Below are 24,813 nucleotides of genomic sequence, written 5' to 3' on the forward strand. Positions count from 1 at the left end.
ATCAACATCCTCTCCGCTATTTCAGTCCCACGAATAATTGTATTCAATCCCCGGCCTTTTCTTAAAGTTATCTAATCATCGCTATTTGGCTTAAGTCGCACTGGAACTGTCTCGCGTAAAGTGCTGTTATTGCCGCGTCGCAGAATTTCTTTACGTTCAATTACACAAATTAATATTAGCCTAACCCATTGCTGGCGATGTCTTTACGCATCGCGGCAGCGTTGCACGCTTCTCTGGAGTGAACGATGATGTTTCGATTGCATCCGCTGTTTATTAGCCTTGTTGCCGCTTACGGTGTATTTAATCCGGCTTCGCCAGTTTGGGCGGCGACGCTTCAGCCCTTTACACCGGAATTAAATGACAACCGCGCTGGAGTGTTTTGTATTTGTAATGGCTCTACTCAAACATTAAGCGGTAATCAGCGGTTTGCGCCCGGTCAGGACGGCGGTGGCACCATATCCATCGGAGAGTTGCTCAGCAGCGGCAGAATTATTTCGTATTCCTGGCAAGATTCAGGTCGCGTCGATCTGGGCGCGCAGAATTATGTGATTAACGTGCCGGACGCTAATGGCAGCGGCAATAATAGCGTGCAGGTATATAATTCCGCCGCGATTAGCGCCATTGAAACCAATACCTTGCCGAATTTTTATAACGTTAATAATGGGCAATATATCAACGCGCGCGTAGCGCAGGTCAGCAATGGCACCATCAATGTTGATATCGGGCAGAAGGGTGCAGCAACCACCGCCAGCACCAACGGCTGGTCGATGGCAGCGAAACAGAGCGAATTATTTACCGCCAGCGGCAGCGGCACCATGAACTGGAACTCCGCCAATCGCATCTCCTTTTTTGGTTCCTACACGCCTTACACCTATCAACTGGGGCAATGGTTCGACAATGTGGTCTCGTGGCGCGGCGCGTTTAGCGTTACCACCCTGGACAACGCCACCACTTCATTCAACGTCTCCAACGTCAGCAGTTTGCAGAGCTACAACAATTGGCTGATTGAGCAATTGCAAAACGGCAATCTGGCCGCCGATAGCTACAGCAGCGAGTTTAATAAAGCGCTCTCCTTGCGCAGCGATGTCATCGCCTATGTGATCGATGCCGATGAATACTACGACGAAGTGACGCAGCCGATTGGCGAACGCATTGTGTTAAGTGCTGATGGCCCCAATGCCAGGGCAACCATTGGTAGCAGCGGCGTACTGGAAGTAATAAATGCCAGCAGCGCGGCGATGCGCGCCAGCAACGGCGGGACGGCGGTGATTGACGGCAAACTGGCCAGCGTTGGCAGCAACGCACTGGAACTGTGGAACGGTAGCACCGGCATTAACAACGGCGTCATAAACAGCGGCTTTTTCAATAATGCCGATGGCAACGGCGTCGATGCCTCGACCGTTGGTGCGGGTGGCACCGGCGTGTATGCCAACGGTGGCAGCCGCTTCACCAATAATGGCGTGATCAATACCGCGATTAACAGCACCGGCATCCGTCTCGAGGATGCCAGCGGTGCGAATAACGGCACCATCAATGTGAAGGGCAAGGGCTCGACGGGCGTTGCCGTTTCGGGCAGCCAGGCCAATTTTGCCCAGAACGGCAGAATCAATTTGTACGGCGAAAATACGGTTGGTGTTGATGTGCGCGATGACGCCAGATTAACCATCAGCGATGCCAGTTCGCTGCATTTCTACGCGCCGAATCAAACCGGTTATCAAGCCACCAACTATGCGCACATCGATAGCAACGGCGGCAGTTATGATGTCTCCACGCCAGGTTCGGCGCTGTATCGCCTGAGTGACGGCGTGATCTTCAATCCGGTGGTGGCTGCCGATGTGACGTTGAGCGGCGCCAACACACGCGGCATTGTCGCTTCAGGTGCCGGTTCACGACTTTACGGCACTACCTTGTACGGCACCGACAGCTATCACGTTAATGGCGAAGGGGCGATTGCGGTTCAGAGCTCGGAGGGTGCAGACGTGACCATCACCAACCCGATTGAGCTGAACGGCAACAATACCATTGCGGGCACCGGGCAAGGCGGATTCTTCGCCAATGTCGCGCCGATCACCGGCAACGGAACCAACGCCACTGCCTTTGATATCCGCGACGGTGTGATCTATCAGTCCACGCCGCGTGGCACCATAAATCTTAGCGGGCCAAACAGCATCGGTGTGCGTATTCGCGGCGGTGGAAATATCTTTGATGGATCCAGCACCAACATAGCCTCGGGCGTCGCGCTGGATACCGCCGAAGGCAATACCGTTTATTGGACCGATCACAGCGGATTGAGTGCGGGTGGTATCGCTGCGGTGCGCGTTGGCAATAACGGCGGGCTAACGATTAATGGTGATACCGCCGGGCCGAATTTTTACTACAGCACCATCAACGCCAATGCGGGCGCAGACACCATCTTACTGGATAAAGGCGCAGCATCGTTAACCGCCAGCAACATCGGACTCTACAATTCTGGCGGCGGCACTGTGCTCAACAACCGCGCGGAAACCAGCAATATTTCGCTGCAAGATGTCGGGATGAACACCGATGGCGGCACGTTAATTCGCTCCGCGACCTCATTCGATCCTAATGGTTACATGCTCGGTACGGTCAGCGGTGCAGGCGCGACAGGTTATGTGTTTAGCAAAGAAGATGGTTCTACCACCAGCAACGATTTGATCATCCCACAAGGTTACAGCTTCTTTGTCTATGGTCCGGCAACCGGCGTGCGCGCCAACACCACCGGGCGGGTGATCGCCAACGGTAACATCATCGTTAACAGTTCCGATGGCGGCTCGGCGATTGTCACCAGCACCGCCAGCGAGGTGATCAACCGCGGCACCATCGTTTCGCTCAGCCTGGTTTCGCCAATTATCGATTTGCGTGGCGGCAACTCCGTATTTATCAATGAAGGCAACGTCACCGCGCCTTACCCGGAAACCGTTGTGGTTGCTGGTGGGGCGACCAATGACCAGATTGCGCTGGTCGATGGCAACGTGGTGGGCGATGTGAACACCGGCAATGGCACCGACGTGGTCGAACTCACCGGCGGAACCATAGACGGCAGCGTGACGATGGGAACCGGTGCTAACAATGTGGCTACGATCGCTAACGTCAGTCTGGCAAACACGCGTCACATCACTACCGCAGGCGGCAGCGGCAGCACGCTGAACTTTAGTGAGATTAACGCGCGCGGGGGTTCGTTCAGTAACGATGATCTGGCGCGCGGCGTCAACCTCGGCGCGGGCTGGAGCACCATCAACTTCTACAACACGCATTTTACCCTTACCGATAATCTCAAGCTGGCACACAGCACCATCAACGTGGATAGCGGCTCAACGCTGTTGGTCGGCGATCAGGTCAATCCGGTGTTGTCGGGCGAAACCGATGATTCGCTGGTGGTGAATAATGCCGGTACGTTGGACCTCACCAACGGCGCGGCGGGCAACACGTTGACCATCAACGGTGATTTGGCGTCGGCGGGCGGCAAGCTGGCGTTGCGTACGCAGGGCGCGCAAAGCGACACGTTACGCGTTAACGGCAACGTGACCGGCACTACCTTTATCAATGATGCGCTGAGTGCTGCCACGCTGGCGGATAGCAATCGAGATGGCGTGATCTCCGCCAATGAAGGCGTTTCTCTGGTGCAGGTTACTGGTAGCGCCAGCGCCAATAGCTTTGCGCTGCAACGGGGGTATGTCGCCGCAGGGCCGTGGCAATACGGGCTTTACAGCTTTGCTCCCGAGAATGGCAATACAACCTGGGATTATCGTCTGGCCAATAACTACGTTTGTGAAGAGGGTTCCGCTTGCCAGCCGCAGACAGCAGGCAGCGGCGTGGTGCGCCCGGCGGTAATTCCACAGCTTCCTTCCTACATTTCGGCGCCGGTCGGATTGGCTTACTACACCCTGGCAACCATTGGTGATTTGCATCAACGCTTGGGCGAATTGTGGCAAAATCCAGACGGATCAGCGGAGATGTTCATCCGTTATTCCGGCTCCAACCAGAAGTACAAAACTAACCTTGATACCGCGCATTACGGTTACGACTTTGACCTCGATTACAGCGCGGTGCAGTTTGGCGGCAACCTACTGCGGTTGGACGGCGAGCAAGATAGTCTGAGCGGCGGCCTGGCTTATACGCGCGGCAATGCACGCATCCGACCGAATGCCGCTGATGGTTACAGCTCAACCGATTTCGACAGCGACAGCCTGGCGATTTACGGCACCTGGCAGCGCGAAAGTGGCTTCTATCTGGATGGCGCGCTTTCACTCGATTGGCATCGTGGCGACACCGATATCGCCCGACAGAAAGAGGTGGCGAAGCTGAAAGGCAAAGGCTGGACCGCATCGCTGGAGAGTGGTTATCCGTTCCAGCTGGCGAACGGCATTCGTCTTGAACCGCAAGCGCAACTGCTGCATCTACATTTGAAGATGGATGACTTCACCGACGGCGATCAAACCCAAGTCTCTTACGACGATTATGACCAAACCATTGGCCGCGTCGGCGCGCGTCTGGCGCGGACCTGGAACGATAATGGCAGCGGGCAATATACGCCGTATCTACGCACTAACTACTATCGCGGTTGGGGCGGCACGGCGAAAGTCAAAGTTGGGACCAGCGACAGCGATTTGAGCGAAAGCTTCAACAGCGGCAAGTTCGGCCAGATGTGGGATGCCGGCATCGGCGGCAATGCGGCTTTCACCAACAATGTCTCGCTGTATGCCGAAGCCAATTACCGCAAAGAGATCGACGGCAACGGCGTGCACGGCTGGAATTACAACGCGGGCATACGCTGGGTGTTTTGATAAAACGGTTACCCGCACAAGCCCGCCGGTTTAGTTGACGGCGGGCTTTTTTACCTGTTGTGAACGCGGTAAAATTGACAACCTACCAATGGTAAGTTACTACTAGTAGCTTACTCATCACGGAGGTTGTCGCTATGCATGCTCTGATCGTTACTGCTCATCCGGACCCACATTCACACACGCACCACATCGTCTCGCAGGTGGCACAAGGAATTGCTGCTGGTGGCCACAGCTATGAAATTGCCGATCTGGCGGCGGAGCAGTTCGATCCGCGCTTCAATCAGGCCGATTTCGATCAGTTCAAAAGTGTCGCACCGTCGCCCGCCGACGTCGTAGCCGAGCAGCAGCGGCTGGATCGTGCCGATGCGCTGGTGCTGGTTTACCCGATTTACTGGTGGTCGTTCCCGGCGCAGCTGAAGGGTTGGATCGATCGCGTTTTCACCCAAGGTTGGGCGTACGATGATGACGGCCAAACCGTGGTGAAAAAGCTCGGCCATTTGCAGGTGCATTTGCTGGCGCTGGGCGCGGCGAGTCAGCGCACCTATGTGCGTCGTGGCTATTTCAGCAGCATGCGCACGCAGATCGATGAGGGGATTTTTGGCTATTGCGGCGCGCCGGTGGTGACCAGCGAATTGCTGCTGCCAACCGATGAACATTATCCCGACGCGCATTACACGCTGGCAAACCAACTCGGACAGCGACTTTTTGACGTGAAGGAAATGGCATGAATCAACCCACTCGCCAGCGCATGTCACATCAGGCTCGTCGTCAGCAACTGATTGGCGTGGCATGGAATCTGGTGCGCACGCAGGGCAGCGATGCGCTGACGTTAGGACGCGTGGCGGAAGAGGCGGGCGTCAGTAAACCGGTGGTCTACGATCATTTTGGTACGCGCCACGGTCTGCTTGCGGCGCTGTATGAAGATTTTGATCTGCGCCAGAACACGATTATCGAGGCGGCGATGCATGCCGCAGGCTCCAGCTTGATTGAGCGCGCTGATGTGGTGGCGTCGAGTTACGTCGATTGCGTGTTAACGCAGGGACGTGAAATTCCCGATGTGCTGTCGGCGCTTGATAGCACGCCGGAACTGGCGGAAGTGAAACGCAAATATCAGCTCGATTTCATTGAAAAATTCCGCAGCTGGTTTGCGGAGGCAACGTTGCCGCAAGCCAGCATGTGGGGAATGTTAGGCGCCGCCGATGCGATTTCCAATGCGGTGGTGTGCGGTGACATCAGCCAGCAGCAAGGATTAGCCGAACTTCAGGCGCTGATTCTGGCGCTGGTGGAACGTCACCAGTAACCTTTCATCCAGCCAACAGGAACAACAGATGTCATTACGCGAGATTGATAGTGATTGCTGGCAACAACTGGAAACCGGCGCAAGCGATCCCGATGCCGGTTTTCACTTCCTAACGCTCGCGTCGGTTGATCAACAAGGCAAGCCGCAGGCAAGGACGCTGGTGCTGCGCGCGGTTGATAGCGTCAAACGCACGCTGGAGTTGCACACCGATATGCGCAGCCCGAAATGGCAGGCGCTGGCGGGTAATCCAGAGGTTACGGTTTTGGGTTACAGCGCGAAAACCCAGCTGCGGCTGCAGGGAACGGTTGAGCTGCACGCCGCGCACAGCGCAGTAGCTAAAGCGGCGTGGCAACGATTATCGCGCCGGACGCAGCAAACCTATACTGGCCCTGCGCCGGGAAGTGACATTGACCACCAATCCAACGATGTCGGTCACGCGGAGGATAATTTCGGCGTCTTGCTAATCCGAATTACCCAACTGGATTGGTGCCTGCTGGCACGGGACAACAATCAAAGAGCGTTGCTGAATTACACCACCGACGGCGTGCTTGCCAGCGGCAAAAGGGTGCATCCGTAGCTAAGGCGTGCATTGTTGCTGCGCCTTGCGACGGACGTTAAACAGCAGATAACTCGCCAGCGCCAATCCCCACACGCCTGCTGCGCCATACAACAGCACGCCGGAAAAACCGTCGGTCAGCACCTGCGCGGCAATATCGTGGGTCAGTGAAACCTCGCCGCCGCCGGCGATGCGCTCGGCCAGCGCATGCACATCACTTTGTCCCGGCATAATGCGTTGCAGACTCGCCGCGATGCCCGCCACCAGCAAACTGCCCATCAGCGCGATATTGATGGCAAGCGTAATCAGGCGCGCGCTGATATCAATGCCCGACGCCATGCCAACGCGATTCCCCGGCACCGATCCGGTTGTGGTGTTGGTCACTGGCGTGTTGGTCAATCCGAGCGCCATTCCAGCGAGCAGCGCGCCCGGCAGTAAACTCATCTGCTGCGCCACGGCGAACTTCATCAACATGAAGCCCGCGCCAATGGTGCATAATCCCAGCGGAATCATGCGCGCCGCGCCAAAGCGCACCACCAGTTTCTCGCCCAGCGGCGGCATCAGTAAGGTTGGTAAAGTGTAAGCCAGCAGCGCCAAACCGGTTGCCATGCTGCTGTAGCCAAGGCCGCTTTGATAATAGACCGGCAAATAAATCATCAGCGGCCAGAAGCTGAAGTTCATGCCAATCGAGCCCATTAATGCCCCGGAAAAGGCGCGGATACGGAACACGGAGAAATCAAACATCGGATGTGGATGGCGCTTCTCATTCCATACAAACAGCAGCGCGCTCAGTAGCGTAGCCAGCAAAATCAGCTGTGCCGCGACGCTGTTCCAGCCGAGGCTGCTGCCCTGCGTAATGAGATAGGTGGCGCCGACCACGCTGAGCGATAAGGTAATCAGGCCGCTGAGATCGAGCTTTTGGGCTTCAGCATCGCGCGATTCGACCACATTTTTCAGCGCGAGGATCAGCGTCAGCAACGCGATAAATCCGTGTACCAGAAACACCCATTGCCAGCTAAACCAGGCAACTAGCATGCCGCCGATGATGGGTCCGAATCCCAGCCCAAAGCCAAAGGTAATGCCCCACGCGGCGAACGCACGGCTACGCGCTTTTCCCTGCGGAAACTGGAACGACAGAATGGCAATCAGGCAGGTTAACATCGCGCCACCGCTTAATCCTTGCAGTAAACGTCCGACAATCAGCCACAGCGCATTGCCCGCCATTCCGCACATCACCGATGTCACGCCGAAGGCAATAATGCTGATGATGAAGATGCGCTTGCGTCCATAGGTGTCGGCCAGCGTGCCGGTGGCCATTAGCACTGCGGTGCAAGCCAGCGTATAGGCGTTCATGATCCACTGCAATTCGCGGAAGCTGGCGTGCATCTCCCTTTCCAGCACCGGCAAAATCACCGGTACGCTGGATATCTCCAGTCCCGACATCAATGCGGCCAGACAAACCGCCATCAGCGCCAACATGTTCTTCATACTCAATCCCTGCGATACGTTAAGAGCGTGCCAGCATGAAAGATTGGCGTGCGAGTGGAAATCTGCCTGCATGCCATATATCGTCAAGATCATGCCAATTTCTCCGGTGACCTTTAATGCAAATGATTGCTCCGCTTCATGCCCGTTCGCCTGCACCGTTCAACCGCCGACTGGTTTTACTGGCGTATGAATGTCTGTGTACCTTTGAATTCGGCATCGCCGTTGAGGCTTTCGGACGCGCCGACGAGGAGTTCGGCCGGCCTTTGTATGATTTAAGCGTGGCGTCGGTGGAAGAGGGCGTATTCGGTGCGCAAGGCGGCGTGCGGCTGGTGGTCGACGGCGGACTTGAGCTGCTCGAAGAGGCGGGCACCATCGTGATTCCCGGCTGGCGCAGCGTACATGAACCGGCGTCGGATCAGCTTATCGCTGCGTTACAAAAAGCCCATCGCAACGGCACGCGTATTGTTTCGATCTGCGCAGGCAGTTTCGTGTTGGGCGCTGCCGGATTGCTGGATGGCAAGCGCGCGACCGCACACTGGAACAGCACCGAGATTCTGGCGCAACGCTTCCCGCAGGTGCAGGTTGAGCACGGTATGATTTATGTTGATGAGGGCAGCATCATCACGTCAGCGGGTGGCGCAGCGGGCGTGGATTTGTGCCTGCATCTGATCCGCCGTGATTATGGTATTGAAGTGGCAAACCGCACCGCGCGTCGCATGGTGACGCCGCCGCTGCGCGAAGGCAATCAGGCGCAGTTGGTTCAGCAGCCGGTGCCGCAGCGTGCGGCAAAAAATCTTTCGCCGTTACTTGATGATTTGCGTAATCACCTCAATACGCCATTGGTTATTGATCAACTCGCCAGGCAAGCTGGCATGAGCCGCCGCACCTTTTTACGCCGTTTCCATGACGCTACCGGCACCACGCCGGGAGAATGGATGTTGAGCGTGCGGCTGGAAAAAGCTTGCGCACTGCTGGAGAGCGGCAAGCTGAGCATTGATCAGGTTGCTGAACAGGCGGGATTTGGATCGCCAGAAACCTTACGCCATCATTTCAGGCAGCGGCTGAATACCACGCCGACCAACTGGCGCAAAGCATTTAGTGAAAGAGGGATAACGCAATAGTTTCGGCCTGGTGCGTATGAATGCGCACCCTACGAAAACCTGTAGGGTCGCTATTCATGGCGACCGATTCAGGATTAACCAATAAGCCTGTGGATTATTACCTTAAATGACCAAATACAGACGCGCCGCGCCAGTAAATTTGTCCACGCAATGTTCCAGCATGTTCTGCGTTTCCTCGGTCACTTTGGCGTAGCTATTAGCCTGCCACTGTTCAAGTGTATATTCCTTCACCGTTGGGTCATCTCCACAGTCAATGTCTTGTGAAACATAAGAACCCCCTTCACCCTTGCCAACGCGGCGAATAGTGGTACTTAAATGCAACTGATAATTATCGTCGCCGCCGGCCAGATTTTTATATACCAACATCCAGGTTACAGGCGTAATCGTCACCGGGTCCCGGTATTGTTTTGTCGGATGTTTATCAATTTCGGTTTTAAGTATTTCAGCAATTCGCGGCATCAAATAAGACAGAGAAGGATTCATTAAACCCACTACTTGAGTGCCTCGCAGTTCATCCTTGGTGAAACTGGGTATCGTGCCACCGCCGGTAAACATCATGGCTACAGACTGCAGCGTTTTAAGCGCCACGACCTTAGTGGTGTCGCCTTGCGTGATATAACGCAACTGGAGATCCGACGGTCGACTGAAATCAGTTTCGAGTTTCTCTTCGGCCTCGAGCGTTATCTGCGAATGATTAGCGGAAATAACCGTCTGCGACTGCACGATTTTTGAACTGGGTGGTAGAGGCTTGTTAGCGCAGCCGGTGATTAATAAAGCCATTGCTAGCAAAGCGAGGGAAAACTTCTGTGGCATTTTCATTCCATAAAGTAGTCAGTCCTTGGTTAATTGCAGCATCGGCACCGAGGCTTAAAACTTTACGGATAATTGAATTTCAAAGGTGAAATAATGCGCAACAACGTGCGCATTATTGGGTTATATGATTAGTTACCGCGATAAGTCGAATAACCAAACGGACTCAACAGCAGCGGAATATGGTAGTGCTCGCCGTTGCTTTCCATATTGAACTCGACCGGAATTTCCGGGAAGAAGGTTTTCTGGTTGTTCATTTTGTAATAGTCACCGGTTTTAAACACCACGCGATAGCTGCCTGCGCTGGCGGTTTTATCTTCCGGGAACAGCGCGCTAATTCTGCCGTTGCTGTCGGTTTTGCCGCTGGCTAATTTCACCCAGTTATTATTCTGTTTCTGATCGAGTTCAACCTCAATACCCGCTGTCGGCGAGCCTGTCTGCAGGTTCAAAACATGTACGCTGAGCGGATTTTTTGGTGCTGCCGGTTGTGCTGCTCCCGCTGACAGGCTGGTCGCAATCAGGATGGCGCTGGCTGAGGTAAAGAGAGTTTTCATCAAAATATCCTTTTTAAGCAGGTGAATGTGCTGCAATCCTGGATGCTTCGACAACAAAATCATAATTGATAAGACTAAATGTGAAATTTCTGAGATCTGACGAGCAATCGACCACGTGCTGACATCTTAGCGGGCATTGATGCAAACCTGGTTGCCATGAAGGGCGAGCATACGGAATGCAGGTGATTGTTGTTGTCACTCCCTCAGTACGAATGGCGGTTAATTTAATTATCAGTGAGCGGCAGCTACGCTAATCCACCTCCGATTATTCTGAGTCATCTGTCAGGATTTTTCTCTAAAAGTTGTACCAGTTTAAATAGCCTGTACAAATATAATTTTGAGCCAGGGATTTACTATTAGCTTGCAAATGTAATTTTGCGGTTAATAAGCGAAGGGTAAAGCCAGAATAAGCGAAGCGGTAAATAAATTGAAGTTGATCAAGAAATAATCAATTATTTGGGTTTTTAGCTGGAAATAACCCTCCTGACATGGATAAATCTGTATTTAAGCGAAGCGTAAATACAGTATCAGGAGAGTGTTGTGCAGAAGTAAAATGATGTTAGATGATTATTCTTTTGGGAAGAATGTTATTTGCGTCGGCTGATTTTCCCTCCTTTTCTTCCTGCTTCAATGGCGCGCTCCGGGTCGTTTTTGAAGTTACCGCTGCTAGCCTGACCGCCTTTGCGCCCGGCTTCAGCCGCGCGTTCCTTGTTCTCTGCGAAGTTGCCTGCACCACCACGACGTTGCGGCTTTTTTTCTTCCTCATCGGGTAGCTTCTTAGCGTCCGTCATTGGTTCTCCTCTTTTATAAATACCAACATGATGCAAAATAAATGTAGTGCCATTTTTTCCAGTTTCAAGCCTGGGTTTCTCGTAAGTCTTAATTCTAAGAGGCTTGCTTATGTTACTTCCAGTTAAATTTTCACTTCTCTCTAAATGTAACTACCATTAGTTAGTTGCTTAAGATTTTTAACATTAAAAAGAAAACTTCTCTAGCCAGATAATAAGCGAAGCGGTAAGCACATTTACTTATAACCTCAATCGCAATTCTTGCGCACATTACTTGCAGCTTGACGCTTGCTTGCTACGTTTAATTAATCTTCTTGTTTAGCCTAAATTAACGCTTCGCTTATTTTGCTCAATTAGCCTAAATGAGCTGATGTCATACCCATCAGGCAGCTAACTGTCGATGTTCTTCTCACTACCGGAGCAAATTGATGACCAAGGAATTTGTATATCTGGATTGGCTGCGCGATGCGCATGCGATGGAAAAACATGCAGAGCCTTTGCTGCAGGCAGCTACGCTGCGGCTGGAGGAGTTCCCGCTGTTGCAGGCACGTATGAAGCAATATGCACAACAAACCGCTGAACAGCAGCAGTGGGTGAAAGACGTTTTGAAACGCTACGACAGTAACTGGTCAGCGCTTAAAGACGCGTTAGGACGATTGTCGATCGTTGGGCAAGCTGCGAGCGATATGTTGCGCAATGAAGAGGGCGTGCGCATTGCGGTGAGTAGCTACGTGTTCTGTAACTATAAAGTGGCAACCTACACCGCATTACTGGCCGCAGCGCAACAGGCGGCGGACAGCAAAGGCATTAAGACTTTCCAGCTGATCCTGCAACATGAAATCCAGATGGCAGATTGGCTTCTTCATCAGCTGCCGGACGTGGCGAACGAAGCCATTTTGCATAGCGCGGTAGCCGCAGTCTGACGGATAACTATAAGTGGTCGGCAGCCTTGCTCTGCTGACCGCTCAATTTGGCTTGCAGGTTAAACGCTACAGAGAAACTAACTGTTTTCTCTTAGTCAAATTGCTGCAACTAATAAAATCAGGATCATTCTTTGCTATTTGTTAGTTTGGCGAGAACCTTTATTCTAAATTAAGTAAAAAAACCAGGCTTAGAATTTTATGTTATTCCCTATCAGTAAATGGAACTGATCAATGAAATCGATTTCAGCAAAATAACACTCCGCGTCTGATATTTGAAATGTGACCCTATCAATCATCGCCTCTAATGTTAATGAAATTGCTGACGATAACAGCAGAGATGCTGCCGATTAACGCCCGTAGCCTCTTCTGTTTTTTAAAACAACATTATTGTCTTCACTACTTTTCAATCAAAATCATTGAGGTTTCTAAATGGACGTAGTTCAAAGATTTTCACGTAATGTAAAGTTGCGAACCAAACTTACAATATCCTCTATGCTCAATATCGCGATGCTACTTTTAGTGGCGTTACTCGGATTAAATTCGCTGTTCTTAGCTGAAACCGGCGTTAACGGCATGATGAAAGACGATTATCCCACTATTGCATTGGGCAACCGATTAATTGATGAGATCAACGTAACGGTGCAGCAGCAGGCGCTACTGCTGAGCCCGATTGATGCGCAACGCCGGACAACGATTCAGAGCAATCTTCAGGATGCCTCGAAGAAAATTACCGAAACCTATAAGCAGTTAAATAAGCTGGCTACCGATGATGAATCAATCGCATTTCTCAAGCGTGTGGAAGTGAAGCGATCTGAATTCCTTAAAGAGCGAAATGTATTCTTCGATTTAGTGAATAGTGATGTAACGAAAGCAGTGAATTTCTATTTTTCTACGCTTGCATTAGCGCAAAGAAATTATATCGATGAAGTTGAGGGGTTTATTACCCTGCAAGAGCAGCAAATGGATGGCTCCTATAATAATTTTATGGCGTCATACGGCAAAACTAAAATTTCCATGCTGATTATTTTTGTAGTGGCTATTTTACTTTCAGCATTTATTGGCTGGATTATTATTCGCTCGATTACAGTGCCATTGAAAAAAGTGATCGCCTTTCTTGGTCGAGTGGCGGATGGCGATCTCAGTTCTGATTTTCATGAACAGCGAAAGGATGAAATGGGGCAGTTAATTAACGCCATCCAGCAGATGCAGGAAAAGATGTCGGATATTGTCAGCCATATTCGCATTAGCGCAGAACAGATTTCCGGCGGCGCCAGCGAAATCATGTCGGGCACCAACGATCTCGCGGCGCGTACGGAAGAGCAGGCCAGCTCGGTAGAGCAAACGGCGGCCTCGGTGGAGGAGTTCAGTGCCACCATTAGCAACACGCGTAATAATACCCACGTTGCCGCCGATCTCTCCGCTAAGGCGGAAACCACGGTAGGACGTAATGCCAGTATGATGGACAACGTCGCCAGCAAAATGGCCGAAATCAATGATTCTGCCAGCCGCATGGCAGAGATCATCAACCTGATCGATTCCATTGCTTTCCAGACCAACATTCTGGCGCTCAATGCTGCGGTAGAAGCCGCACGCGCGGGTGAACATGGTCGCGGTTTTGCCGTGGTGGCGCAGGAAGTCCGCGCGCTAGCGCAGAAAACCGCCACCTCATCGCATGAAATCCGTAATTTGATTGAGGAGTCGTCCACGCGTATTGCCGATGGGCGCGATATGGTGACGGATGCCAATAAATTGATGAACGGCATGATGTCGAACGTGGCTGAGATGAAAGAGTTGTTGGTGCAGATCAATCAGGCCAGCAGTGAGCAGGCAGACGGCATCAGCCAAATCAACACCGCGATTAGCCAGATTGATATCACCACGCAGCAGAATGCGTCGCTGGTGGAACAATCGCTGGCGGCGTCGGCGATGCTGAGCGAGCAGGCGGCGAATATGGTGAATAGCGTAAGCGTGTTTACGCTGCGTCAAACCGCTTAATGCGAGGGTGATCCAGAACGGGATATGCGTTCTGGATCTTTTTTTAAATTGCCAGATATTCGCCGGTACCTTCTGGCCAAGGCGTCAACAAATCAAAGCCGGTTTCGGTCACGGCGATGGTGTGTTCCCACTGCGCTGACAGCGAGCGGTCTTTGGTGACCACCGTCCAGCCATCGGACAGTACGCTGGTGCCGGCTTTACCCGCGTTGATCATCGGTTCGATAGTGAAAATCATGCCCGCCTGTAACGCCAATCCCGTGCCTGGCGTGCCGTAATGCAGAATCTGCGGATCGCCGTGATACACCTCGCCAACGCCGTGACCGCAATATTCGCGCACCACCGAGAAACCGGCTTTTTCCGCTACCTGCTGAATGGCCGCCCCGATATCGCCTAAGGTCGCGCCCGGTTTTACCACTTTGATACCTGCCACCATCGATTCGTAGGTGATATCCACCAAACGTTTGGCGCGCACCGACGGCTGGCCAACGTAATACATGCGGCTGGTGTCGCCGTACCAGCTATCTTTAATGATGCCGACGTCTATGTTGACGATGTCGCCATCCTTGAGCTTTTTCTCGCCCGGAATGCCGTGGCACACCACGTGATTCACTGACGTACAGGTCGTTTTGCTGTAACCGTGATAGCCAATATTTGCTGGCACCACTTTTAGCTCGTTTACCACGTAATCATGACAAATCGCGTCCAGTTCATCGGTGGTGACGCCCGGTTTAACGTACGGAGTGATGATCTCCAGCACTTTAGCGGCGGCGTGTCCAGCGGCACGCGCCAGTTCGATCTCTTCAGCGGTGTGCAGTTTGATGCTCATTACGCGATTCCCTGCGAGGTGAATAAAGGATGGTCGAGCAGTTGCGCTAAATCCGCGCCGCTGTCGCGTTCAACGCGCATCAGCAAGCGCGTCAATTCCTGATGATTGAGTGACGGATAAATCTCGGCCAGCATGCCGATCTTCATCCAGTGTTCCGCCTGCGCGTTGATGGAACGGCTCATCGCCGTGCTGGCGATGCGCAGATTCTCATGCATTAAGTCAGAGATTTTTACGATGCCCATGGTGCAACCTATATATGAATCGTATGTGATATGTATATAGGTTACCGTTTTAGGCTGGGATATGCAAAAAGGGGGTGAAGCCAATCCATGGCGGACAAAATCCTAAGGCGCCTTACTCAGACTTCGTTGGAGGACGACGACTTATTTTGCCTCCTTTCCGTCCCGCTTCAACGGCGCGTTCAGGATCGTTTCTGAAGTTGCCTCCACTGGCTTTGCCTCCCGCCTTGCCAGCTTCTTTCGCACGTTCTGGATCGTTAGCAAAATTCCCTGCGCCGCCTCTGTAGCTCTGTTTGTTCATAGGAAGACCTCTTATCAATGTTCCGTTAGATTTGAGGACTAGCTAGTCACGCTGCAATTTTAGTTCGCCGTTGCGTTAAAGCCAGGCCGTAAACGCCTATCATTGAAAATGATCATTAAGCGCGATGAAATTTGTCGAATTAATAGTGACCTTCGTCACATTTTACAATTCCTGACTATACTTCTGCCTTTTGGGTTTCAACCTTTGCGCTACAAGGCGCGTTCAATATGCAGGGAACAGGAATGGACACATCGCAGCAAAACAGCGACGACGATTCAGCGCTAAGTAATCTCACCGTTAAACAGCGCATCTTCTTTGTGGTACTCGTAGCGACAATGGGTGCGCTGGCTTTTGGTTATGACACCGGGATTATCTCGGGTGCCTTGCCGTTTATGACCTTGCCGCCTGATCAGGGCGGTCTTGACCTCACACCATTCACCGAAGGTTTAGTCACTTCATCCCTGATCTTCGGTGCCGCGCTGGGTGCTTTCCTCAGTGGTTATTTCTCCGATCGCTTTGGCCGACGCATTACGCTGCGTTCTCTGGCGCTAATTTTTGTGCTGGGCGCGATTGGTACCGCCTTAGCGCCAAACCTGCACGTAATGGTGGCGATGCGTTTTCTGCTGGGGATTGCGGTGGGTGGCGGTTCCTCAACCGTACCGGTGTTTATTGCCGAAATTGCCGGGCCAAAACGGCGTGCGCCGCTGGTGAGCCGCAACGAGCTGATGATTGTTTCCGGTCAGCTGCTGGCTTATGTGGTCAGCGCGGTGATGAGTTTCACGCTCAACGATCCGCATCTGTGGCGTTATATGCTGGCGATGGCGATGATTCCTGGCGCGTTGCTGTTTATCGGCACCTTCTTTGTGCCAGCGTCGCCACACTGGATGGTGGCAGAAGGGCGCATCAAAGAAGCGAGCCGTATCCTGCACAAACTGCGTGAAACGCCGCGCGAAGTGAAAAAGGAGATGTCGGAAATGCGCCAGCACGCGAAGGCGGCGCGTCAGGGGCCGTCAGCGCGTGAGCTGCTGCAAGAGAAATGGATTCTTCGCCTGCTGCTGGTGGGCGCGGGGCTCGGCATTGTTATCCAGTTCACCGGCGTGAATGCCTTTATGTACTACACGCCCGTGATTCTGAAAACCACCGGCATGGGCACCAACGCCTCGATTGCGGCGACCATCGGTAACGGGATTGTTTCGGTGCTGGCGACCATGGTGGGCATCAAAGCAGTGGGACGTTTTGGTCGTCGTACCATGCTGATGACCGGTTTGTCGGTAGTGATCGCCATGCAGCTGGCACTGGGCTGCGTGCTGCTGTTGATGCCACAGGACATGACGCAAAGCATCTTCGCGCTGGCAGCGATCCTGGTGTTCCTGTTCTTTATGCAGATGTGCATTTCGCCGGTTTACTGGCTGCTGATGTCGGAGCTGTTCCCGATGAAAGTGCGCGGCGTGCTGACCGGCGCTGCGGTTTCGTTCCAGTGGATCTGTAACGCGGCGGTGGCGTTTGCCTTCCCGCCGCTGCTCTCCGCCACCGGCAATGGCGCGTTCTTTATCTTTGCAGCCATCAACGTCGGCTCGCTGATCTTCGTAATCACTATGCTGCCGGAGACCAAAGGCAAATCGCTCGAGCATATCGAAAATGAGATGCGCGAGCGGTTCAGCGAGCAGGAGCAGGATCAACAGACCGCCTAACGGTGCTTGAGAATTCCTGGTCACGGGAGGAAGATACGCATCTTTCACCGGGCCAGGATTTCCCATGCTAATCACCGCCGAGAACACGCGCACCTTCAATACCGACATTCGTCTGGCCTGCACGCTGGCCGCCGTTGCGGGCGCACTTAACACCGCAGCGTTTGAAACGGTCGGCTTCTTCTCGGCGAACATGACCGGCAATGTCTCCTCACTCTCCGACCATCTGGCGAAAGCCAATCTGCACGTCGGCCTGTTTTTTCTGCTCATCGTGTTGCTGTTTATCGCCGGTTCGTCGGTCTCAACGCTGATAATTAACTCTGGCAGACGGCGCCAGATTCGTGGCATCTACGCCATCAATATCCTGATTGAAGGTATCGCTTTGCTGCTGCTCGGCGTGATTGAGAGTTGGTTCCGCTTTAGCGGCTCTGGCGTGCTGCTGGTGCTCAGCCTGAGTTTTTTGATGGGATTGCAAAACGCCGTTGTGACGCGCATCTCCAACGCCCGCGTGCGCACCACGCACGTTTCTGGCACCGCGACCGATATCGGCATTGAGCTGGCGATGCTGTTTGATGTGCTGCGCCGCAAAGAATCCCCCAAAGATGCGCCGCTCTACATTGAGCGGCTTAAGCTGCATTTTTACACCGTGCTGGCGTTTTTGGGCGGCGGTGTGTTGGGGATTTGGCTGCTGCAGTGGATGAGTTATCTGCTGCTGATGGTGATCGGTGCGCTGCTCAGCGTATTGGCTTTAGCGGCACTCAAAAGGCTCTAATCGGTGACCGGCTTCACACTTCTCCACGTCGTTCGCTAAAACTGCTTGCCACTTTTTCCGCGCTGTTAGCATGATAGCGCCCGTTGAGGATTGTTACTGTTCGGCAGGCAAAACCTGAGACGCGCCCTTTTTCAGTTGAAGAGGGCGCGTCTCAGGTTTTTTTTTGCGCGAAATATGGGACATGAGTTTAGGGCATTGTTCAGGAGAAAGAGTGATGCAATATCAGGAACTGGCGGATGACATCGTTGCCGGTGTTGGCGGCAAAGAGAACATCATTAGCGTGATGCACTGCGCTACGCGCTTACGCTTCAAATTGAAAAACAGTCAAAAAGCGCAAACGGCGGCGTTAAAGGACAATCCTGGCGTGATCATGGTGGTGGAGAGCGGCGGTCAATATCAGGTGGTGATTGGCAATCAGGTGGCGGAAGTGTATCGCGAACTCACGGCACGTCACGCGCTGGATAATCAGAACGAGTCCGCAGATAACGCTGCACCGCAAGGCTTGTTTGCACGCTTTATCGATCTGGTTTCCGGCATCTTTACCCCGTTCATCGGCGTGATGATCGCCACCGGCATCATCAAGGGGTTGCTGGCGTTGGCGTTGGTGCTCGGCGTGATGAGTGCCGACAGCGGCAGCTACAAAGTGCTGTTTGTCGCCAGCGACGGTTTGTTCTACTTCCTGCCGATTTTGCTCGGCTACAGCGCCGGTAAAAAATTCGGCGGCAATCCGTTTGTCAGCATGGCGATTGCCGCTGCGCTGGTGCATCCAATGATTCTCGAAGTGCTGCAACAGCAGCAGCAGGGCAATGCGCTGACCTTCATCGGCATCCCGCTCGAAGTGCTGAACTACAGCTCGTCGGTGATTCCGATTATTTTCGCGGCCTGGGTTTCCAGCCTGATTGAACGCTGGGTGCATCCGCGTTCGCCCAGCGCGGTGCGTAACTTCACTACGCCGTTGTGCTGCCTGCTGATCACCGTGCCGCTGACGTTTCTGGCGATTGGTCCGGCGGCGACCTGGCTGAGCCGCATGTTGGCCGAAGGTTATCTGTGGATTTACAGCCTGAGCCCAATGATTGCGGGTGCGGTGATGGGCGCGATTTGGCAAGTGTGCGTGATTTTCGGTCTGCACTGGGGTTTAGTGCCGATCATGCTGAACAACCTCGCCAACTTTGGTCACGACACGCTGCTGCCATTGCTGATGCCTGCGGTGCTGGGCCAGGCGGGCGCCACGCTTGGTATTTTCCTGCGCACCCGCGAAGCGAAACTGAAAGCGATGGCGGGATCAGCCTTTACCGCCAGCATCTTCGGCATCACCGAGCCGGCGGTATATGGCGTGACGCTACCGCGCCGTCGTCCGTTTATCTTCGGCTGCATCGGTGGCGCCTTGGGCGCGGCGATTCTTGGCTTCTGGCACACCACCATTTACTCCTTTGGTTTCCCGAGTGTCTTCACCTTTATTCAGGTGGTGCCGAACAGCGGCATTGATGCCAGCGTGCTGGCGGCATTTGCCGGTGCGGCGGTGGCGCTGATCTTCGCTTGCGTCAGCACCTATCTGTTCGGTCTTACCGAGCCCGCAACCGAAGCGGTTGCGCCGCCGGCAGCGGTTGCTCCGCCCACCAGCCTGACGCGCCGCGAAAGCGTGGTCAGTCCGATGGCGGGCGATGTCATTCCGCTCGATCAGGTTAAAGATGAAACTTTTGCCAGCGGATTGCTCGGTAAAGGCGCGGCGATTATCCCGCAGCGGGGCCGCGTGGTATCGCCGATCGATGGCGTGGTGTCGTCAATGTTTCGCACCGGCCATGCGATTGGCCTGACATCGGCGCAGGGTGCAGAAGTGTTGATCCACGTTGGCCTCGATACCGTGAAGCTCGATGGACACTATTTCTCTCCGAAAGTAGTGAACGATCAGCCGGTCAAGGTGGGCGATTTGCTGCTGGAGTTCGATCTCGATGCGATTAAAGCCGCAGGCTTTGACCTTACTACGCCAGTGCTGGTGAGTAATAGCGATGACTTTGTGGATGTGTTAACCCTGAGCCGCACGGCCGTGAGCGAAGGCGCTCCGTTGTTGGCCGTGCTGAAATAATAGAGGAGCAAACAGATGACTAAACGTTTCCCGGACGGATTTTTATGGGGCGGCGCCGTTGCCGCAAACCAGGTTGAAGGCGCGTATCAGGAAGGTGGCAAAGGTTTATCAACCTCCGACCTGCAACCCAAGGGCATATTTGGTGCACGCGTCGAGCGCAGCGATAACGATTTTGGCATCAAGGATACCGCCATCGATTTCTATAACCGCTTCCCGGAGGACATCAAACTGTTCGCCGAAATGGGCTTTACCGTGCTGCGTACCTCGATTGCCTGGACGCGCATCTTCCCGCAGGGCGATGAAGCGGAACCTAATGAAGCGGGATTAGCCTATTACGATCGCCTGTTCGATGAGATGGCTAAATACAATATCACGCCGCTGGTGACACTGTCACATTACGAAATGCCGTACGGCTTGATCAAAAAGTACGGTGGCTGGGGCAATCGCATCACCATTGATTGCTTTGAACGCTATGCGCGCGCGGTGTTCACCCGCTTCCAGCACAAGGTGAAGCTGTGGCTGACCTTTAATGAGATCAACATGTCGCTGCACGCGCCGTTCACCGGCGTAGGTCTGGCGGAAGAGAGCGATCAGCAGGCAATCTATCAGGCGATTCATCATCAGCTGGTGGCGAGCGGGCGCGCGGTGAAAGCCTGCCATGAAATCGTTAAGGACGGCAAAATCGGTAACATGCTGCTGGGCGCGCTGCTCTATCCGCTGAGCTGCCGTCCGGCGGACGTGCTGGAAACCTTGCAACAGAACCGCGAATGGCTGTTCTTTGGCGATGTACAGGTGCGCGGCGCGTATCCGGCCTATATGAAGCGCTTCTTCGCCGATCGTAACATCAGCATCGAGATCACCGATGCCGATAAGCGCGACCTGCAAAACACCGTCGATTACATCTCCTTCAGCTACTACATGACCGGCTGCGTCACCACTAACGAAGAGGAGAACCAGAAAGCGCGCGGCAACATTCTCTCGATGGTGCCGAACCCGCACCTGCCGAGTTCCGATTGGGGTTGGCAGATCGACCCTGAAGGGTTGCGCATTCTGCTTAACATCCTCTATGACCGCTATCAAAAGCCACTGTTCATCGTGGAAAACGGGCTTGGTGCCAAAGATGTGGTGGAAGCGGACGGGCAAATTAACGACGATTACCGTATCCGATATCTCAACGATCATCTGGTGCAAGTACGTGAAGCGATTGAAGATGGCGTCGAGGTGTTGGGGTATACCTGCTGGGGACCGATTGATTTGGTCAGCGCGTCAAAAGCCGAGTTCTCCAAGCGTTATGGCTTTATCTACGTTGATCGCGATGACGCGGGTAACGGCACGCTGGCGCGTTCACGTAAGAAGAGTTTCTTCTGGTATCAGGACGTGATTCGTAGCCATGGTGCAGCGTTGAAATAGCCAGTGAATAATTAAGCGCCGCACATATCGTAGCGGCGCAATTTATTGCGCAATGTCGGGATGGGCACGGTGCCGCCATTGAAATGCGCGATAAATCGCGCTGCTACGCAACGTGCGCGATACAAATTTGGTTATGCCTCATTCGCATCATCCTGCAACGCCAGCGTCTCTTTGCGTACCCGCTCAATGTGAATAGTGAGGAACATGCGTTCCTCGCTGGAGAGCTGATACAGGTATTTCTGCTGAATATGCTGGTCAATCTTCACTGCACATTGATAGGCGAGCGGATATTTGTCGCGCACCACATCATGCAGCGATTCATCCTCGCTCCACACGCCGCGTTTGCCTAACATGCGCTGTGCAAAGAACTTCAGATGGTTGACGAAACGGTTGTAGCTCAGGCTCTCTGTGCGGTAATCCAGCTGCAGGCGATACTTCACGATATGCAGGATTTCCTGCATAAATTGCGTGATGTGCGAAACATCGGCGAAATCACTGCCGAGCTGCGCATTCACCAGATGCAGGGCGATAAATCCGGCTTCATCTTCAGGTAACTCCACGCCAAGCCGTTTGTGAATCAGCGCCAGCGCTTCGATACCGAGGGAAAACTCTTTCGGATAAAGCGTTTTGATCTCCCACTTCAACACGTTGCGAATCGGGATACCTTGCTGGTGGCGCTCAATCGCAAAATGGCAGTGATCGCACAGTGCGATAGAGAGGCTTTCATGCAGCGGCTGGCCCAGCTGCTGACGCGCATTGGCAATGATCAGTTCGCTGGTGGTGATCACCTCGAGCGGGATATCCGACAGCAGTTCGCTCAGCCGGCCGGTTAAGGTATCACTTTGCAGCGCAAACACTTTTTCGATCTGCTGCGCATCCAGTTCGTCGCCAACGCGCTTCTGAAACGCCAAACCGCGTCCCATCACCACCTGTTCTTTGCCGTTGTCGCCCAGCACCACCGCGACATTATTGTTGAGGATTTTCGCGATTTTCATTTTTATCTGCCCTGAAAATAAAAAACCTGACCCACCGGGAGGACGGCGTGTCAGGTTTTGCCTGCGCTGAACGCAGTAACAATCTCGCAAGATCATAATCGGCTGTGCCTTCCCGACAAGCAGAGCGACAGTTAAATGTGAAACGCATCATATTTCCAGCGCATTTAATCAGACGCGTCAAAGGCGCAATTTAATGAATGTAAGGATAGCGTAAGGAAATGATCAGATTTCTATAAAGTTTGCGTTAAGGCTGCCGATAGTACCGTAACGTTAAATTAACAGGAGTTGCGTACATGACTGGGATTTCAACATTAGGAGTCGGTTCAGGACTGGGTTTAAGCACCATTCTCGACAAACTGACCGCGGCAGAAAAACAATCGCTGGCACCGATTTCCAAACAACAATCCGCTGCGACCGCGAAGTTGTCCGCCTACGGCACCCTTAAAACCGCGATTCAGACCTTCCAGACGGCAAACAATAAATTAAACGATGCCGCGCTTTATACTTCGACGACCACAGCATCCAGTTCCAGTGCGTTTAGCGCCGATTCCAACGGCAATGCGCTGGCGGGAAAATACACCATCAGCGTGCAGAAGCTGGCGCAATCCCAGACGCTAACCAGCGAGACGAAAACCGATATCAAAGCGGCGATAGGTAGCGATGCCGCGTCCAGAACCCTAAAGTTTGTTAACGCCGAAGGTAAAGAGAAGAGCATCACGCTGACCAAAGATCAGACTTCGCTTTCGGCGATACGTGACACCATCAACAAATCTGACGTTGGCGTCACCGCCAGCTTGATCAAGGTGTCGGCCACTGAATACCGTTTGTCATTGACGTCATCGGCATCCGGCACCGCCAATGCGGTGAAATCGCTGAGCGTGACCGGCGATGATACCTTGCACGATTTTATCGGTTTTGATGCGTCAGATGCGGCCAGCAGCGGTATGGCGCAAAGCGTCGAGGCGCAGAATGCCAAGCTGACCGTGAACAATGTGGCGATTGAGAGCAGCAGCAACGTGATCGCTGACGCGGTAGAAGGCATCACGCTGAAGCTCAACGATGAAACCAGCGGCAACCAAACGCTGACGGTGAGCAGCGATACCAACAAGGCGAAAACCGCCATTACCGATTGGGTGAATGCCTATAACTCGCTGCAGGATACGATGGCGAGTTTGACTAAATACACGCCAGTGGATGCGGGTAAAGATCCGGACGGGAAGAATGGAGCGCTACTCGGTGATGGCACACTGCGTAATATTCAGGTGCAACTGAAAAGTATTCTGGCCAACAGCTCGGGTTCAGGTGTTTATAAAACGCTATCTCAGGCGGGCATTACTACCGATCCCACTAACGGCCAACTTAAGCTGGATGCCACCAAACTGACCACCAGCTTGCAAGTGAAACCAGAAGCGATTCGGGACATGTTTGTCGGTGATGGCAAAAAAACCGGTGTTTCGACGGTGCTGAACACCACTTTCACCGCATTTCTCAGCAGTAAAGGTGTGTTGCAGGGCGCGACGGATTCCATCAGTAAAAAACTGAATACGCTAACCGATCAGTACAATACCGCCAGCAAACGTATTGATGACACGATTGCGCGGTATAAAAAGCAGTTCACCAATCTGGATAAGATGGTCAGCGTACTGAATAACACCAGTAACTATCTCACCGAGCAGTTCAGCAATAGTACAAAGACCAATAAGTAAGCGTAACGCGGTCGCCATAAATGGCGATCGCTATTTCTGAAACTAGCCTTACTTTTTCTTATTCAGCATGGCCTTCAAATCGGCAAAAGGGTTATAGGTGGCTTCACCAACATCCTTCTGCGCATCTTCACCCGCCACAACTCGCGTGCCGTACTGATCCGCTTCGGTGTATTTCGAGTGCTCGTGATCGTGACAATAGAGGCACAACAACTCCCAGTTACTGCCATCTTCCGGGTTATTGGTATGGTCGTGATCGATATGGTGAACGGTTAATTCGCGCAGGTTGGAATAAACAAATTCACGCGAGCAGCGGCCGCATACCCACGGATAGATTTTCAATGCTTTCTCACGATAGCCGCTTTCCAGCCGCGAGTAGTTTTTAGGGATCAGAGCCATTGCCGACGTTGCCTGTTTGAAAGAGATAAAGCGACATGTTATCTGCACATCCCGCAG

Annotated in this window: 21 protein-coding genes; 12 read left to right on the forward strand and 9 right to left on the reverse strand. The window is 53.2% G+C overall.

The window, feature by feature from the left end; all coding sequences use genetic code 11:
• The first annotated feature begins 245 nt into the window (after positions 1–245).
• From K5Y32_RS08800 to K5Y32_RS08815, 4 genes are all read left to right on the forward strand, one after another.
• On the forward strand, positions 246–4,805 hold the full coding sequence (locus K5Y32_RS08800; RefSeq protein ID WP_255602521.1) for an autotransporter outer membrane beta-barrel domain-containing protein: 4,560 nt from the start codon (positions 246–248) through the stop codon (positions 4,803–4,805).
• Between the two features lie 134 nt (positions 4,806–4,939).
• The gene (locus K5Y32_RS08805) at positions 4,940–5,533 is read left to right on the forward strand and encodes an NAD(P)H-dependent oxidoreductase (RefSeq protein WP_222183007.1); all 594 of its coding nucleotides are present in this window, start codon (positions 4,940–4,942) and stop codon (positions 5,531–5,533) included.
• Complete coding sequence (locus tag K5Y32_RS08810) at positions 5,530–6,105, forward strand: TetR/AcrR family transcriptional regulator (RefSeq protein ID WP_222183009.1); 576 nt, start codon at positions 5,530–5,532, stop codon at positions 6,103–6,105. The genes K5Y32_RS08805 and K5Y32_RS08810 overlap by 4 nt, the downstream gene beginning before the upstream one ends.
• Positions 6,106–6,133: 28 nt before the next feature.
• Positions 6,134–6,682 carry a pyridoxamine 5'-phosphate oxidase family protein gene (locus tag K5Y32_RS08815; RefSeq protein WP_222183011.1) on the forward strand — a complete coding sequence of 183 codons (549 nt, stop codon included), beginning with the start codon at positions 6,134–6,136 and terminating at the stop codon, positions 6,680–6,682.
• Here K5Y32_RS08815 and K5Y32_RS08820 read toward each other — a convergent pair whose 3' ends face one another.
• Positions 6,683–8,149, reverse strand: coding sequence for an MFS transporter (locus tag K5Y32_RS08820; protein WP_222184252.1), 1,467 nt, complete (start codon positions 8,147–8,149; stop codon positions 6,683–6,685).
• Between the two features lie 116 nt (positions 8,150–8,265).
• Here K5Y32_RS08820 and ftrA point away from each other — a divergent pair, with 116 nt between their 5' ends.
• On the forward strand, positions 8,266–9,270 hold the full coding sequence (ftrA, locus tag K5Y32_RS08825) for a transcriptional regulator FtrA (RefSeq protein ID WP_222183013.1): 1,005 nt from the start codon (positions 8,266–8,268) through the stop codon (positions 9,268–9,270).
• A 102-nt stretch (positions 9,271–9,372) separates the two neighbouring features.
• Here the strand turns inward: ftrA and K5Y32_RS08830 are convergent, their stop codons facing one another.
• The 3 genes from K5Y32_RS08830 to K5Y32_RS08840 all read right to left on the reverse strand — a co-directional run bounded on the left by K5Y32_RS08830 (position 9,373) and on the right by K5Y32_RS08840 (position 11,425).
• A complete protein-coding gene (locus K5Y32_RS08830) occupies positions 9,373–10,083 on the reverse strand; it encodes a hypothetical protein (protein WP_222183015.1) in 711 nt (236 codons plus the stop codon).
• Positions 10,084–10,211: 128 nt separating this feature from the next.
• The gene (uraH, locus tag K5Y32_RS08835) at positions 10,212–10,634 is read right to left on the reverse strand and encodes a hydroxyisourate hydrolase (RefSeq protein ID WP_110867159.1); all 423 of its coding nucleotides are present in this window, start codon (positions 10,632–10,634) and stop codon (positions 10,212–10,214) included.
• Positions 10,635–11,221: 587 nt separating this feature from the next.
• Positions 11,222–11,425, reverse strand: a complete 204-nt coding sequence (locus tag K5Y32_RS08840) for a general stress protein (protein WP_064740224.1) — start codon at positions 11,423–11,425, stop codon at positions 11,222–11,224.
• 425 nt (positions 11,426–11,850) lie between these two features.
• On the opposite strand from K5Y32_RS08840, the gene K5Y32_RS08845 reads away from it, so the two are divergent.
• Together K5Y32_RS08845 and K5Y32_RS08850 are read left to right on the forward strand one after the other, a co-directional pair.
• A complete protein-coding gene (locus K5Y32_RS08845) occupies positions 11,851–12,345 on the forward strand; it encodes a DUF892 family protein (protein WP_222183016.1) in 495 nt (164 codons plus the stop codon).
• Positions 12,346–12,774: 429 nt separating this feature from the next.
• On the forward strand, positions 12,775–14,340 hold the full coding sequence (locus K5Y32_RS08850) for a methyl-accepting chemotaxis protein (RefSeq protein WP_222183018.1): 1,566 nt from the start codon (positions 12,775–12,777) through the stop codon (positions 14,338–14,340).
• Positions 14,341–14,383: 43 nt separating this feature from the next.
• Here K5Y32_RS08850 and map read toward each other — a convergent pair whose 3' ends face one another.
• From map to K5Y32_RS08865, 3 genes are all read right to left on the reverse strand, one after another.
• Positions 14,384–15,166: a type I methionyl aminopeptidase gene (map, locus tag K5Y32_RS08855; RefSeq protein ID WP_222183020.1), complete on the reverse strand. Its 783-nt coding sequence runs from the start codon at positions 15,164–15,166 to the stop codon at positions 14,384–14,386.
• The gene (locus K5Y32_RS08860; protein ID WP_008106304.1) at positions 15,166–15,408 is read right to left on the reverse strand and encodes a ParD-like family protein; all 243 of its coding nucleotides are present in this window, start codon (positions 15,406–15,408) and stop codon (positions 15,166–15,168) included. The genes map and K5Y32_RS08860 overlap by 1 nt, the downstream gene beginning before the upstream one ends.
• Before the next feature lie 112 nt (positions 15,409–15,520).
• Positions 15,521–15,706, reverse strand: a complete 186-nt coding sequence (locus tag K5Y32_RS08865) for a general stress protein (RefSeq protein WP_101761305.1) — start codon at positions 15,704–15,706, stop codon at positions 15,521–15,523.
• Positions 15,707–15,948: 242 nt separating this feature from the next.
• On the opposite strand from K5Y32_RS08865, the gene K5Y32_RS08870 reads away from it, so the two are divergent.
• From K5Y32_RS08870 to K5Y32_RS08885, 4 genes are all read left to right on the forward strand, one after another.
• Positions 15,949–17,397, forward strand: a complete 1,449-nt coding sequence (locus K5Y32_RS08870; RefSeq protein ID WP_222183022.1) for a sugar porter family MFS transporter — start codon at positions 15,949–15,951, stop codon at positions 17,395–17,397.
• Between the two features lie 64 nt (positions 17,398–17,461).
• The gene (locus tag K5Y32_RS08875; RefSeq protein WP_222183024.1) at positions 17,462–18,166 is read left to right on the forward strand and encodes a YoaK family protein; all 705 of its coding nucleotides are present in this window, start codon (positions 17,462–17,464) and stop codon (positions 18,164–18,166) included.
• Between the two features lie 214 nt (positions 18,167–18,380).
• A complete protein-coding gene (gene bglF / locus K5Y32_RS08880) occupies positions 18,381–20,249 on the forward strand; it encodes a PTS beta-glucoside transporter subunit IIABC (protein ID WP_222183025.1) in 1,869 nt (622 codons plus the stop codon).
• Between the two features lie 15 nt (positions 20,250–20,264).
• On the forward strand, positions 20,265–21,659 hold the full coding sequence (locus K5Y32_RS08885; protein ID WP_222183027.1) for a glycoside hydrolase family 1 protein: 1,395 nt from the start codon (positions 20,265–20,267) through the stop codon (positions 21,657–21,659).
• A 131-nt stretch (positions 21,660–21,790) separates the two neighbouring features.
• Here K5Y32_RS08885 and licT read toward each other — a convergent pair whose 3' ends face one another.
• Positions 21,791–22,654 carry a BglG family transcription antiterminator LicT gene (licT, locus tag K5Y32_RS08890; RefSeq protein WP_222183029.1) on the reverse strand — a complete coding sequence of 288 codons (864 nt, stop codon included), beginning with the start codon at positions 22,652–22,654 and terminating at the stop codon, positions 21,791–21,793.
• Between the two features lie 293 nt (positions 22,655–22,947).
• Between licT and fliD the strand changes: the two genes are divergently transcribed.
• Positions 22,948–24,360, forward strand: coding sequence for a flagellar filament capping protein FliD (gene fliD / locus K5Y32_RS08895; RefSeq protein WP_222183031.1), 1,413 nt, complete (start codon positions 22,948–22,950; stop codon positions 24,358–24,360).
• Between the two features lie 48 nt (positions 24,361–24,408).
• Here fliD and yajD read toward each other — a convergent pair whose 3' ends face one another.
• Positions 24,409–24,756: an HNH nuclease YajD gene (gene yajD / locus K5Y32_RS08900; RefSeq protein WP_101761311.1), complete on the reverse strand. Its 348-nt coding sequence runs from the start codon at positions 24,754–24,756 to the stop codon at positions 24,409–24,411.
• Between the last annotated feature and the right edge of the window lie 57 nt (positions 24,757–24,813).

It is taken from the genome of Pantoea sp. DY-15, from assembly GCF_019795935.1.
Lineage (GTDB): Bacteria > Pseudomonadota > Gammaproteobacteria > Enterobacterales > Enterobacteriaceae > Pantoea > Pantoea leporis.